The 12,893-nt window shown below is 68.2% G+C and carries 10 protein-coding genes and 4 pseudogenes; 9 read left to right on the top strand and 5 right to left on the bottom strand.

All coding sequences use genetic code 11. The features are described from left to right. Window positions 1–631 precede the first annotated feature (631 nt). The 5 genes from ABZT93_RS35205 (at window position 632) to ABZT93_RS35185 (ending at window position 6,187) form a co-directional block, all read left to right on the top strand. Complete coding sequence (locus tag ABZT93_RS35205) at window positions 632–1,354, top strand: metallophosphoesterase (protein WP_356112334.1); 723 nt, start codon at window positions 632–634, stop codon at window positions 1,352–1,354. Further along, window positions 1,351–2,025 (top strand): 4'-phosphopantetheinyl transferase superfamily protein, encoded by a 675-nt coding sequence (locus ABZT93_RS35200; protein ID WP_356112332.1) that lies wholly within the window; start codon window positions 1,351–1,353, stop codon window positions 2,023–2,025. Before ABZT93_RS35205 ends, ABZT93_RS35200 begins: the two co-directional genes overlap by 4 nt. 1,483 nt (window positions 2,026–3,508) lie before the next feature. Further along, on the top strand, window positions 3,509–4,006 hold the full coding sequence (locus ABZT93_RS35195; protein ID WP_356112330.1) for a transposase: 498 nt from the start codon (window positions 3,509–3,511) through the stop codon (window positions 4,004–4,006). Between the two features lie 967 nt (window positions 4,007–4,973). Beyond that, a complete protein-coding gene (locus ABZT93_RS35190) occupies window positions 4,974–5,696 on the top strand; it encodes a response regulator transcription factor (protein WP_356112328.1) in 723 nt (240 codons plus the stop codon). A 368-nt stretch (window positions 5,697–6,064) separates the two neighbouring features. After that, window positions 6,065–6,187, top strand: a complete 123-nt coding sequence (locus ABZT93_RS35185; RefSeq protein ID WP_356112326.1) for a hypothetical protein — start codon at window positions 6,065–6,067, stop codon at window positions 6,185–6,187. A gap of 193 nt (window positions 6,188–6,380) precedes the next feature. On the opposite strand, the pseudogene ABZT93_RS35180 reads toward ABZT93_RS35185, so the two are convergent. Both ABZT93_RS35180 and ABZT93_RS35175 read right to left on the bottom strand, forming a co-directional pair. Next, window positions 6,381–6,611 (bottom strand): annotated as a pseudogene (locus ABZT93_RS35180) (ATP-binding protein); the annotation flags it as partial. A gap of 216 nt (window positions 6,612–6,827) precedes the next feature. Further along, window positions 6,828–7,100: pseudogene (locus ABZT93_RS35175) on the bottom strand (hypothetical protein); the annotation flags it as partial. Here ABZT93_RS35175 and ABZT93_RS35170 point away from each other — a divergent pair. Further along, window positions 7,005–7,424: pseudogene (locus ABZT93_RS35170) on the top strand (carbohydrate esterase); the annotation flags it as partial. The pseudogenes ABZT93_RS35175 and ABZT93_RS35170 sit on opposite strands and share 96 nt — an antisense overlap. Before the next feature lie 142 nt (window positions 7,425–7,566). After that, entirely contained in the window at window positions 7,567–9,258 is a 1,692-nt protein-coding gene (locus tag ABZT93_RS35165; RefSeq protein ID WP_356112324.1) for a DUF2264 domain-containing protein, read from the top strand. Between the two features lie 48 nt (window positions 9,259–9,306). Here the strand turns inward: ABZT93_RS35165 and ABZT93_RS35160 are convergent, their stop codons facing one another. After that, the gene (locus ABZT93_RS35160; RefSeq protein WP_356112323.1) at window positions 9,307–10,749 is read right to left on the bottom strand and encodes a hypothetical protein; all 1,443 of its coding nucleotides are present in this window, start codon (window positions 10,747–10,749) and stop codon (window positions 9,307–9,309) included. A gap of 99 nt (window positions 10,750–10,848) precedes the next feature. Between ABZT93_RS35160 and ABZT93_RS35155 the strand changes: the two genes are divergently transcribed. Together ABZT93_RS35155 and ABZT93_RS35150 are read left to right on the top strand one after the other, a co-directional pair. Further along, entirely contained in the window at window positions 10,849–11,217 is a 369-nt protein-coding gene (locus tag ABZT93_RS35155) for a VOC family protein (RefSeq protein ID WP_356112321.1), read from the top strand. A gap of 130 nt (window positions 11,218–11,347) precedes the next feature. Next, window positions 11,348–11,806, top strand: a complete 459-nt coding sequence (locus ABZT93_RS35150; protein WP_356112319.1) for a hypothetical protein — start codon at window positions 11,348–11,350, stop codon at window positions 11,804–11,806. Here ABZT93_RS35150 and ABZT93_RS35145 read toward each other — a convergent pair. Further along, window positions 11,801–12,592: an alpha/beta hydrolase gene (locus ABZT93_RS35145; protein ID WP_356112317.1), complete on the bottom strand. Its 792-nt coding sequence runs from the start codon at window positions 12,590–12,592 to the stop codon at window positions 11,801–11,803. The two genes, ABZT93_RS35150 and ABZT93_RS35145, sit on opposite strands and share 6 nt — an antisense overlap. Then, window positions 12,585–12,839 (bottom strand): annotated as a pseudogene (locus ABZT93_RS35140) (TetR-like C-terminal domain-containing protein); the annotation flags it as partial. The pseudogene ABZT93_RS35140 and the gene ABZT93_RS35145, both read right to left, overlap by 8 nt. Between the last annotated feature and the right edge of the window lie 54 nt (window positions 12,840–12,893).

Here is a 12,893-nt window from a genome sequence, read left to right as displayed (position 1 = left end):
TAGCGTTCGGGTAAATGCAGGGTGACGCGGCGGGTCCCGTGAATATCCGGGCGAGAGGATTTATCTGGTGGCGGCGGATAATACCGGTCCGTGCTTTCGCATGGAAGACGGAGGCCAGACGCCCGGCGGCAGGGGTGAGGTTTTAGGCGGCGACGGCCAGGGTGAGCCAGGCGGCGTTCGCGGTGAACTTCCGTGAGGGCAGATGCCCGAGCGCGGAGCCCTTGGATCGGCGAATGACTGTTCCACTGATGTATGTTCACGGTGCATAGGTTCGACCTGGGCCAGCGGGAAGCGGCTGGCGGTGAAGATAACGAGGTGGCGCTAGACACAGAACAGCTCAGCCTGGTCTGCGGGGACCGTCTTGGGGCCTGGCACTGTCCACCTTTGGCTGCCGCTGGCATTTCAGTCCGACCCCAGTGCCCCTGTTCGTCTCGCCCTGTCCAGCACGGTTATCCATCCCGTGCGTCCATGATGAGCGTGCACGCGCGCTGATCGACCGATCACCGAATGGTTGCGAGACGGAAAGGAGAAAAGGGGAAAGGTGAAGAACCCCGCGTCCACCTGTCGATCTGACGGAACATTGCGAGCAATAGGCCGCCTGCACATCCCCTACGGTGAAATTCGGTCCCTCGTGGCCGAGTTGCAACCGATGTCCCCCAACGACTGCTTGTTTGTCGCGGGCGACGTCGGTGAGTTGACGTCGGACATACAACGCACTTTGGCCCTGCTGCGGGAGTGCTTTGCGCGGGTGATCTGGATGTCGGCCAACCATGAACTGTGGACCATCGAACAGGAGTCGATCTCACTTCGCGCGGTGTGGGGCTACGAGGCGCTGGTGGAGATGTGCCGCCGCCTCGACATGCTCACGCCCGAGGACCCCTACCCAGGGTGGACCGGCGCAGGCGGACCGGTGCGGATCACTCAGCTGTTTCTGCTGTACGCCTACACGTTCCTGGCCCCGGGCACCACCACGCGCGCGGAGTCGCTGGAAAAGGTGCATGAGGCCGGGATCGTGTGCATGGACGAGTTCTTCCTGCACCCCGACCCATATCCCACCTGGCAGGACTGGTGTGCCGCCCGCATCGAGGCGACGGAGCGGCGGCTGAGCCAGGTCACGGGGCCCGGCGAGGTGATGACCCATCAGGATTTTGTCCAGTGGTGCGGCACCGTTCGCACCACGGACTGGCACACCCGCTTCGACGTACGGGCCTCCGTCTACGGGCATTTACACATTCCCCGCAGTACCGTCTACGACGGCGTGCCGTTCGGCTACGCGCGGGAATGGCGCCACTTCGGTCTGCGCTCCAACTTGGCCCGGCAAATCCTGGCGCGGTACGGGGAGCGTGCCGCGTGATCGACTCGATACTCCCCGCCACCGTATGCGCCGTTCAGTCCTTCGTGCATCGGCTGGACATCACTCTGTCCCCGCAGGAAGAGGCACTCGTCGTTCATGCCGTCCCGAAGCGGCACGCCGAGTTCACCACCGTCCGCGCCTGTGCCCGCGAGGCACTGGTCGCGCTCGGCCGGGAGCCAGTTCCGCTGCTCCCGGATGAGTGGGGCGCCCCTGGCTGGCCGCCCGGGGTCGTCGGCAGCATGACGCACTGCGCGGGCTACGGTGCTGCCGCGGTGGCTCACGCCGACGAGGTCACCGCAATCGGTATCGACGCCGAACCTAACTCGCCGCTCCCGCAAGGAGTGTTGGAGATAATCGCCCGTCCCGAGGAACGTACCGCGCTGGCAAAACTGATGACACCGGTCACGGCAGCGGCGGGGCCGGCCTGGGACCGCCTCCTGTTCAGCGCTAAGGAGTCCGTGTACAAAGCCTGGTACCCGGTCACCCGGCGATGGCTGGACTTCCAGGAGGCGTCTCTGGAACTTTCCCCGGACGGCACGTTCACCGCCCGCGTCCTCGTCCCCGCACCACCTGAACTCGCCTGTTTGCGGGGGCGTTGGGTCGCTAACAGTGGCCATGTGATCACGTCTGTTGCTGTGGAGGCCTGCCTCAGCTCGAGATCCGGCGACTGAAGACCACCGCGTTCGACCACCTCGACTAACCCGACGCCCGCCAAGCCCAGGGCAGGCAGCTGCGGTGTGCCGTGACCAGCTCGTGCCAGAGATAGAACTGAGGCTCCCCTCGTACCGTGGAGACCGTGACGGTAGGGCAAGTTGGGGGTCATGGCATCCAAGTAACAGGGGTATGGCGTCAAGTTCCGCGAGGGAGCGGTACGGGTCGTCATTGGGACAGTTAGGCGGTCAAGCAGGTCGCCACGGACAGGGGGGGATCAATCCCGGCACGCTGCGCAGCCGGCTCTCCAGGGCGAGGCGGACGGGATCGCCGAGTTCGGACATCGTCCGCTCTTCGTCGCTGTAACCAGGCGTCGGCAGGCTGCCGGGCGAATGCGAGGAGCTGGAACGGCTGCGGGCCTCGGCGCGGGAAAGGGGCAAGCGCATCCGCGAGCTCGAAACGGGGCGTGATGTGTGCAAGCGATTCGTGGCCTTCTGAGTGAAGTAACCGCGATGGGGCCCGCCCAGGTGGCGGAGTTCATCGGGGACCAGAGGGCCCGGGCATCGCATTCCTGACCTGCCGGGCGCTGAGGGTGAGTGAGTCATGGTTCTACAAGTGGATCAACAAACCTGTGACGGAGCGGCAGGTGCGGATGGCTGAGGCGATCGAGCGGATCTTCAAGGATTCCGGTTGCACCTACGGCCCACCGAAATGCCGTGTCCGGTGGTGACTGCGTTGATCAGGGCCTGGAGGTCAGGGGTGGGTCCTTGTCCGTCCATGCCCGTCACCAGCGGCTGAGGGTGGTGGCGGGGTGAGCCAGGAACGAATGGACCGTAACGCCCTGTGCCAGCAGTGTGCTGGGGCCGGCGGGGTGTGGCTGAGCCCCCTCTCTGGCCCCTCCTCGGGACATGGACCGGCGCGGTGGCGTCCAGGGGCGCGGGTTGGGTGAACCAGTGGTCCCAACAGAGGGAGAAGGCGCAGTTGACCATGGTCTGGTGAGGGCGGAGGGCGCGTTCGGAGCGGACGTCCCGCGGTGCCAGCAGCCCGGTCACGTACTCGCGGAACCCTCGCCGCTGAGCCAGGCTGAAGAAGATGTCGTCGAGCCGGGCTGCGTAGTCCTCCAGCGGACCCGGCACGGGCGGACACGGACGACGAGCAGTCATCTTCTCCCCTCGGCCGGGCAGTTGACTCCTACCACCGGCCTACGACCAACCCCGGTTATTCAGCGGAATTGGGTGAGCTGACGGCCTGACAGCAGAAAGGTGCCGCTGACCTGCGAGGATGCGAGTGTCTAGGTCGTATCCGGTGCAGGAGTCAGGACACCTTTCTGGTGAGCGAGCGTACAGGGTGGGATCGTCGGCTGTCCGTGGCAGCCGACGGGAAGGGGCTGGTCGGGCATGCAGGGGCGGTGCTGCTGCGCCGGCTGGCGGACCGTGTGGGGCTGACACGAGGGCTTGCCGGGGTGCTTCGAGCACGAGTGCCAGGTGGCGGGAGCGGGCCGGGGTGCTCGTCCAGCTCGCTGTCGCGATGGTGCTCGGGGCGCGGAGCCTGCTGGAGGCCGAGCAGCTTCAGCTTCACCACCAGGGCCTGTTCGGCCCTGCGGCCTCGGACTCAACGATGCGCCGTCTGCTGGCCGAGCTGGACGACAAGACCCTGAGAAAGATCGCGAAGGTGCGCCGACGGGTGCGCCGGCATGTGTGGACGCTGCTCCACCTGCGGCCCGGCGGCTTCCCGTGGCTCACGGTCGCCGGACGGAGGTTGACAGGCTGGATCGTCATCGACCTGGACGCCACGGTCATCACGAGCGTGTCCCGGAAACAAGGGGCCGCGGCCACGTTCAAGGGCACGTTCGGCTTCCATCCGCTGGGCAGTTGGCTGGCGAACACCGGCGAGAGCCTCGCGATGGAACTCCGCCCGGGCAACGCAGGGGCGGTGCGACACGAGGTCGCACAGTTTGAGTGGTTGCACCGATTGGAGGGTCGACTGATGTCGAGGGTGTAAATCCGGGCCAGTGTCCAAGGCCCGTCCCCGCTTCGACGTGCGTCACTGGCAACGGTGGGGTGCGGAGCTCGAAGAAGACGCCCAAGGGTTCCCGATCCGTCCGGGGACCATAGGCAAGGGGAAGACCGGACGGGTGAACGCGAGTGAACCCCTGATGATGCCTCGTCACGTTTGGGCTCTGCCAGACGGAAGTCTTCAGCGGAGTGCAGGGACTGGCCGCTGAGAAGCGGCGGGTGCCGGTCGGACAGCGAACCGCCGACCGAGAGGACACCACCGTAATGTGTTTGCGGCGGGGCCAGATTGCAACGCGATGTCACGTGTGGTGGTTGACCGTGCTGAAGTGGTTGGTTGACGGATGGCGCGGACAGCCCAGGGCCAGCTGGGCACAGCGGTGCAACCCCTCTCCTGTGGAGACAGGGGAGATTTGGTCGGCTGTGGTCCTCACGCAGACACCGATCGCGGGCAGCGCGGCCAGCCGGTACCGCACCTCGCGAGGATCCCGCGGATCGGGCACCTGAGTCAGGACCTCCAGCAGCCCTTCGGGAAACGACCGAGGCCATGGAGGACGGCCATGGCCAGGGCAGGCCGTATCCGGCGGCGCCACAGGCATGCGAGGAGATGGGGTGACCAATACGGCACCCTTGCAGATCGTGGCAGCGCAGAGACCTCCATGATCCACAAGAACGTTGCTCGTCCTGCATCCTGGGCCGGTCGACGATCAACCGATCAAACCGGACATCCCCGGACTACTCCGGGGCTGCGCCTGAAAGGGCTACGGGTTGAACCGAAGTTGACTGGTAGCATCCACTTTCGAATCGAGAAGCAAGGTCCCGGGAACTGCAGTTGACTCGATCGGGGGCCCGGTCGGAGTGGAGAGACGGCTGCGGCGACACGATTGCCCGGAGCTGTTGCTTTGCATCTGAATGTTGATGTGCTGGCAAGCAGTACAGCTACAAGACGGGGATTCATGATCAAGACCGAAGCAATTACGGCGTCTCCTATCTACCTCGCCGGACTCATCCAGGTTCTTGACAGGTCGGGAATCGACGTGATCGTACGGTCATCTGAGGTGAATCCGCCCGGGCGTAGCGATGTTCTCCTCCTCGACGCCGAGGTTCTGCCCGGAGATTCCCTGCACCACGTCACCGAACTCGCTGCCCACACGCCGGTCCTCGTCGTCAACTCCGCTCTCGAGGCGGGCTACGACGCCTACCTACGGGCAGGCGCCTCCGGCATCATCCACAAGCATGGATCGGTTGCCTGCGTCGTGCGGGCCGTCCAGGCCATTGCCACCGGTTCCAAGCCCACCCCGTGCCGACGTGACGACACCCAGTTCCCGTGCGGCTGTAACGGTTCTCCTCCCGAGGAGTGGGTGACTGTTCCAGACGGAAACCTCTCCAACCGTGAGACGCAGGTACTGCGGCAGATTTCCCGCGGCCTGACTCATCGTCAGATAGCGACCCGGCTCGGTATTAGCCCGCATACGGTCGACACGTATGTCAAACGCATCCGTGTCAAGCTGGGTGTCGGCAACAAGGCAGAACTCACCCGAGTCGCCTTGCTCGGGCAGCAGCCGGCCGCTCATGGCTCTGTCCAGTCCGCCAGCGGGAGGCACGGCTTCGAGCACTTGCTCTTGCCAGAACTGGACCATTCCCGCGGGCATCTGACACGGCAAGGCGTAGCAAGATAACGCTATCCAAGGCGACTTACACCCTCAGCTTGACTCGGTCGGGGATCTTGGTATCGGCGGAGTCAACTGCCCAGGATGCGCCAGGACTTCGGGCAAGGCAGTCGGCTGGCAGGGTGCGGGGCGCTCCTCAGCCGGTGACGGTCCTCTGAGACGCACGATATTGACGGCGATGGCCGTCAACACGTGCTGGACGTGGGCCCTTCCCGGTCCTCGGTAGCGGCAGCGCCACATGCCGTCTCCGCGGGCGAACTCGTTGACCGGCCTTCCACTCCGGAGCGAACCGCGTATCGGGCCTTCCACTCGGGCGTCTGCTCTTCGACGCGAACGCGGATTGCAGGTCACGGAGCTCGCGCGGGGGAAGACCCACGGTGCGGGCTCTGTCGGCGGTGCTGGTGCTGGTGCGCTGCGTGCGTGCCGGGCAGGGACGGCGCTGGCTCTGGGTGAACCGTGCCACGATCAGCGGGGCCGCGGTGGGCGAGGAGGTCGGGTAGGGGCCGTGCTAGCCCGCGCTGACCAGCCCCCGGGGACAGGTGACCTGCTGACGATCGAAGTTGATATGGAAGTCGTCCCGGGCGAAGCCCTCGTTGCGGGGGACTTGTGAAGTGGCCTCGGAGCCTGTGGCGTCGGCTGGGTCTGGGGAGGCGCGCACCTCGTTGTCCTTGAGCGGGACGTTAGAGGGCGGCGGTGCAGAGTGCACGTCGAGCTGCGCCCCGGCTCGCTCTGCGCGTGGATCTCCCCGCCCAGGAGATGCGCGAGTTCACGTGCGATGGACAGCCCGAGCCCAGTGCCGCCGAACCTTCGAGCGATCGTGACATCCCCCTGTGTGAACGCCTCGAATATGATCTCCAATGTGTCGTTCGCGGTCCCGATGCCCGTGTCGCGGACGGAGAAAGCGATCAGGTTGCCATGCGCGTCGTACGGCGAGTGCAGCCGGTGAAGTTCACCGACTCGGGAGTGTCGAGCTGGTCATCGAGTACACAGGTACAGATGTGCAGGACACGGTCCGGGACCAGCTCCGGGAAGGCTGAGCATCTCCTGGGTCTGCTGCTGTTTCAGGATCACTGTGCTGCTGTGCTCAATAAAGTCGGCAACGTACCGGGGGACGTCATTTCTCCGCTCGCCCAGCCACCTCTACGCTTCCGCCACCCGGGTAGCGGACAGCAGGTCTTTGACTCGCGAGCGCTTCTCCATCACTGCCAGCCACTGCTGGAATAGGGCGCCTTCCTCCACCCACGCCGACAGGCGGCCCCACTCCCTGATGAGGGCTTCGTGCGCGATCTCCGCAGCCTCCGGGCCTCCGCTGCCGAGGACGACAAGACGACGGACGAGGCGACGTACCGGGCGAACCTGGAGACATTGGTCGCGGGTGTGAGGGAGAAAGGCGGGAACCCTGTCCTCGTGACGCCCATCGTGCGACGCTGGTTCAACTCGGACGGCACGCTGAACAACGGGACGGCCCTGCTGGTCAACGGCCTCGGGGTGGACCATCCCGCGGTGATCCGCTCGGTTGCCGCGGCCGAGGACGTCCCGCTGATCGACCTGACGGCGAAGACGAAGTCGCTTGTGGAGTCGCTGGGCGTGGAGGGCTCCAAGGCGATCTACCTCTACAACGAGAAAAGGGACAACACCCACACCTCCGTGCACGGGGCCACCGTGTACGCGGGCCTGGTCCGCGACGAACTCGTCGCACAGGGACTGGTGCCCGCAGGGCAGGTGCGGGTGGGATAGACGCCTGGGGCGTCCCGACCGGAACCGGGGCGCCCCAGGTCTGTGTTGGGAGCCGGCGGGCCCGTGGGCCTGCGAGGCCGTGAGCCGGCGGGCCCGTGAGCCTGCTGGCCCGTGAGCCTGTGAGTCGAAAAAGAGAGAACCGATGCAGCTGCCCCCCGAGGACCGCACCCTCAGTCCGCACACCGGCTACACGCGCGCCCACTGGGAGGCCGCCGCCGACGCCCTGCTCACCGCGGTCGAGCCGTACGCCACCGAGGACCGCGCCCTCTACCACCTCCCCGGCGACCGGCAGAGCTGGTCCGGCCGGCTCTCCGACGGCCTTGAGGGCTACGCCCGTACGCTCCTGCTGGCGGCCCTCCGCCAGGACGCGACCGCGCTGGAGAGGTACGCCGACGGCCTCGCCGCCGGAGTCTCGGGCGTCTGGCCCCGGATCGAGGACCGCAGCCAGCCGCTGGTGGAGGCGGCGTCGATCGCGTTCGCCCTGCGGATCACCAAGCCGCTGCTCTGGGACCGTCTGGACGACTCCGTACGGCAGCGCGCCGCGGCCTGGCTCGGCGACGCGCTCACCGCCGAGGCATGGCCCTGCAACTGGGAGCTCTTCCCGGTCACGGTCGCCGGCTTCCTGTCCTCGGCCGGGTACGAGCCGGAGGCCTCCCGCAAGGCGATCGACCGCGGCCTGGAACGCATCGAGCAGTGGTACGTCGGCGAGGGCTGGTACACCGACGGCGACGGCCGCAAGTTCGACTACTACAACGGCTGGGCCATGCACCTCTACCCGGTGCTGCACGCCTGGCTGGCCCGGGACGACCGGCTGCTGGACCTGTACGGCGGCCGCCTGGCCCGCCATCTCGACGACTACGCCCGCCTGTTCGGCGCCGACGGCGCCCCGATGCACCAGGGCCGCTCACTGACGTACCGCTTCGCGACGACGGCCCCCCTGTGGCTGGGCGCGCTGACGGGCCACACCCCGCTCTCCCCGGGCGAGACCCGAAGGCTGGCCTCCGGAGCCCTCAAGTACTTCCTGGACCGGGGCGCGGTGGACTCCCGCGACCTGCTCACCCTCGGCTGGCACGGGCCCGACCCGGCCGTCCTGCAGGGCTACTCGGGCCCGGCCTCCCCCTACTGGGCGAGCAAGGGCTTCCTCGGCCTGCTCCTCCCGGCGGACCACGAGGTGTGGACGGCGGTGGAGGAGCCGGGCCCGGCCGAACGCACCGACGCGCTCACCCCGATCGCCGCTCCCAACTGGCTTCTCCAGTCCACGAGTTCCGACGGCGTCGTCCGCCTCCACAACCACGGCAGCGAGGACGTCCGCTACGACCCGTACTACACCCGCCTCGCCTACTCGACGGCGACCGAGCCCTCGGCGTCGTACGACAACAGCCTGTTCGTGGACGGCGATCCGAGCCGTACGGAGATCGAGCCGCTGGGGGTCGGGGAGGGGTGGGTGGCTTCACGGCACACGGCGGCCGGGGGCGTGCGGGTTTCCAGTGCGGTCCTCGCGCGGGGAGCCGTGGAGGTACGTGCCTTCCTCGTGACCGGGGCCGAGCCCGGCACGGCGGTGCGGGCGACCGGGTGGGTCGCGCGCGAGGGCGTCCGGGCCGAACTGTTGCCCGCCGTGGGCCTCGACGACGAGCTGAGCGGGGTGACGGGCGAGGGGGACACGTTGTTCGTCGCACTGGCCCGCCTCACCACTGAGACCGACGCGGTGCCGCTGGAGGAGACGGTGACCGTACGGGCCGTAGGGGCGGGGGAGTTGACGGTGACCTGGAGTGGAGGCTCCAGGACGCGGGTCCGGCTGGCGGGCTCCGCAGTGGAAATCCTCGCCGGGGACTGAGCGGTCCCGGGTGGCGCGGCACGAGCGGAGCCCGCGGATACCGTGGAATCAGGGTTTGAGTCGGGCGATGCGCAGGCTCGTCGATGTCGGGGACGCACCTGTCAGAGGCTTGGCGTACGTGGGTGTGACCGGGGCGTACGCCCAGACCAGCGTGCCGTCCTTCTGGACCGCGATGTCACCGCTGATCCGCGCAGACACCACCTTGTCCGCACTCTGGAACTTTCCGTTCCAGTCGATGAGCCGGATGTGCGTGCCCGTGAAGGTGCCGGTGCAGGTGCCGCTCGCGCACTTGGCGTTCTTCAGGGACTCCCAGGACACGAGGAGCCGGTTGCCGCCGTACGGCGCCACGTGCACGTTGACGTGTTCGACGGTCTTGGCGCTGGTCAGGTAGATCGCCTTGCCGGGACCGGAGTTGCGGTTCTTGAGGAAGGCCACGGCCACCTGATGGGTGCCGGTCCTCGGCTTGACCGTCCAGCCGCGGCCGCTGGAGTCGTCCGGGTTCTTCTTCGCGGATGCGGCACCGCGCGAGGCGAAGGCGGTCGCATAACGGCCGGCGGCGGACTTCACCAGATCACCGGTGCGGCCGGGGAACGTACCGCCGCAGTAGCCCGCCCAGCACTGCTCCCGCTGCACCACCGGGGCCACGTCCGGGGCGCCGATGCCCGTCGACACGAACAGGCCCGAACGCCAGTCGTCGAAGCACAGGGAGGTGAAGTCACCGGTGGTCTCGGCGTGCAGGGCGATACCCTCGTTGTGACTGCACCCCCAACCCCAACCCCCGCCCAGCTTCCCGCCCTTGGCGCTGACGTACGTCAACTTGTCGCCGAAGTGGCCGTCCGCGAAGCCGCCCGCGCCGTGTACGACGAAATAGGCGCCGTACTTCTTGCCGTTCCAGGTGAGTTGGCCGTCGAGGGTGGGGGAGGTGTCCTGGGAGGTGGTGCCGGTGAGCTTGGAGGTCCAGGTCCTCTTGGCGCCCGTGTACCGGACGATCGCGGCCGCCGTCTCCTTCCACTTGTTGGTGTCGGCGACCCGGGTGAGCAGGGCGAAACCGTCGTTGTGCGCGACCAGCCCGCCGACCTCCTTCGCCCCCTTGACGACGGTGTCCGTACCCGAGCGCTTCCCCGCAGACGTCAGCGGGGTGACATGGATGCCGTCCGAGGCGGGCCAGGCCACGCGCAGGGTGCCGTTGGGCGCCACGGCGGTCGCCGTCCGGGTCCACTCGCGGGTGTTGTTGTAACCAGGGGACAGATAAGGGAACTTGGCCGACAGGCTCACGGCCGTGGTGGTGGGTGCGAGCGGGGGAGCGGTGGCCGCGCCGGCGGTCGCGTACCAGGCCCCGGCCAGCACGGCGGTCGCGGCGAGACCGGCGATGACGGGCCTACGGGCCGCGCGGACCCGGCGGTGGCCGGCGCGGGGGATGTCACGAGCGGTGTCGCGAACTGTGTTGCTCGGGGTGTCGCCGTCGCCCAGGGTGCGTCTTGCGGAAGTCATGCCTCCAGGTCGCCGCGGCGGCCGCGGAGGTTGCCGTGAGCGGGCGACCACGTAACTTTCGGCCTTGCCGCTCTCGGCCGGGTCCCTGAGAATCCCCCCATGACCTCCGCCATCCGCCACGTGAGCATCGACTGTGCCGACGCGTACGCGCTCGCCGACTTCTGGTCCCAGGTCCTCGGCCAACCGCTCCAGGAGGAGGACCGACCGGGCGACGAGGAGGCACAGATCGAGGGCGCGGGCCTGCTCTTCGTCACCGTCCCGGAGTCCAAGAGCGGCAAGAACCGCCTCCACTTCGACCTCCAGCCCCAGGACCGCACCCGCGACGAGGAGGTCGCCCGCCTTCTCGACCTGGGCGCCACACTCCTCGACGACCAGCGCACCGGCGACGGCATGGGCTGGGTGGTCCTCGCCGACCCGGAGGGCAACGAGTTCTGCGTGGAGCGCAGCGCGGCGGAACGGGAGTGGTGACGTTCGGCACCGGGGGACAGGGCCGGGGCCACCAGGTCGGATCGGCATGCCTGGGGACCTTTGCCGCGCTCACCGCCCCTGCCCCCACACTTCGGCCGCCGCCGAAGCAACCCGTACCTAGCGTGCCGGTATGAGCGAACACCCGCAGGAGACCCCGGCGCAGGCCGTGACCGGCATGGTCGGCCACGTGCTCGACCTGGCCGCGACCTGGACCGCGTGGGACGGCAAGCCCGTCCATGTCGACGACCGTCTCTACACCCCGCACAAGGCGGTCCGCCGGGTCGCCGATCATCTGGTCGACCACCTCGCCGAGTTGGAGGCACGGCTCGTGGGCGAGACCCCGCAGCCCGACCACTGGCACGCGTCCGCGATCACCACCGAGGCCGACCTCGCCCCCTTCACCCAGGAGGACCTGGACGAGGCCCGCAGCCGTCTCGGTCGGCTCGCCCGCGTCTGGGCCAACCGCCTCGACGCGCTCACGGATGATCAGCTCGACCGTTCACCCGGTGAGGGCTGGACCTTCCGGGAACTGGCCCTGCATCTCAGGGAGTCCACGTACTACGCCGACGCGCTCGGTGACCTGTCATGACCGAGGTCCGGCGCCGAGCAGTGTGCGCGTGAGGCGTTCGGCGAACTTGACCGGGTGTTGGAGGACGCCGAGGTGGCCGCCGGGGAACTCGACGAAGTCGGCCTGCTGCTCCTTCGCCAGGAACTCAGCCGTGCGGTAGAGGAGTTGGCCGCGGGAGTCGGCGCCCGCGGCGACCGTGAGGCGGACCGGGGAGGGGCCCGCGTCGGGGACGTACGACGTGAAGGGCGCGATGACGTGTGCGAGGGAGAGCGCCATTGGGGTCATCAACTCCTCCTCACGGGTGAGGGGTTGGCTTTCCGGGAGCTCTCCCGCGTCCCGCTCCTCCAGTACGGCGGTCATCAGAGCGCCCGCCGCCGCAAGGCCCCTGGCCCGGTAGACGTCACAGACCTCCCGGAACGCGGCCCGCTGCCGTGCCCCGTCCTGCAGCACCCCGACACACGGCGGCTCGTGCGCGACGACGTGCCGCAGCCGCTCCGCGTGCCGCGCGGCCAGGTCGAGCACGGCGATGGCCCCGGCGCTGGTGCCGAGGACGTACGCCCTCCCGCCCTCCGGAAGCGTCTCGTCGAGCACCCGCCGCGCGCCGTCGCTCCAGTCCTGGACCCGCTGGTCCTCGACGGGTTCGCCGAGGCGCCCGTGGGCGAGGCCGAGGGGGTCGTAGGTGACGACGGTGAAGTGCGCGGAGAGCGCGTCCGTCACCGGGTCCAGACCCATGGGATGGCCCGCGCCGCCGGGGACGATCAGCAGGACGGGGCCGTGGCCGGTGATGTCGTAGTACGGGTCAGTCATCGGGTTTCTCCTCATGGGGCCAGTAGGTCAGAGCCACGTGCAGGGCGTCCACCGCCCTGTCCCAGGACTTCCGTACGTCGCGGGGCGCTCCGAAGCCGCCCGCCGACTCCAGGGCGCGGTAGCCGTGGAAGGTGACGCGCAACAGGCGTACCGCGTCGGTGAGATCGGACTCGGCGAGGCCGTGGGTGCTCAGCATGGCGTAGGGGATCTCGGCGGTGCGTCGAAGCGCGGGCGTGCCGGCGATCAGCGGCCGGCCCCGCGGCCGCTGACACCCGGTTCCCGTGGACTGGTCGTGCAGGTG

Source organism: Streptomyces sp. NPDC005303, from assembly GCF_040607335.1.
In the GTDB taxonomy this organism is placed as follows: domain Bacteria; phylum Actinomycetota; class Actinomycetes; order Streptomycetales; family Streptomycetaceae; genus Streptomyces.
Note: the sequence above shows the minus strand (reverse complement) of the source record. Positions and strands in the feature narration are given on the sequence as shown.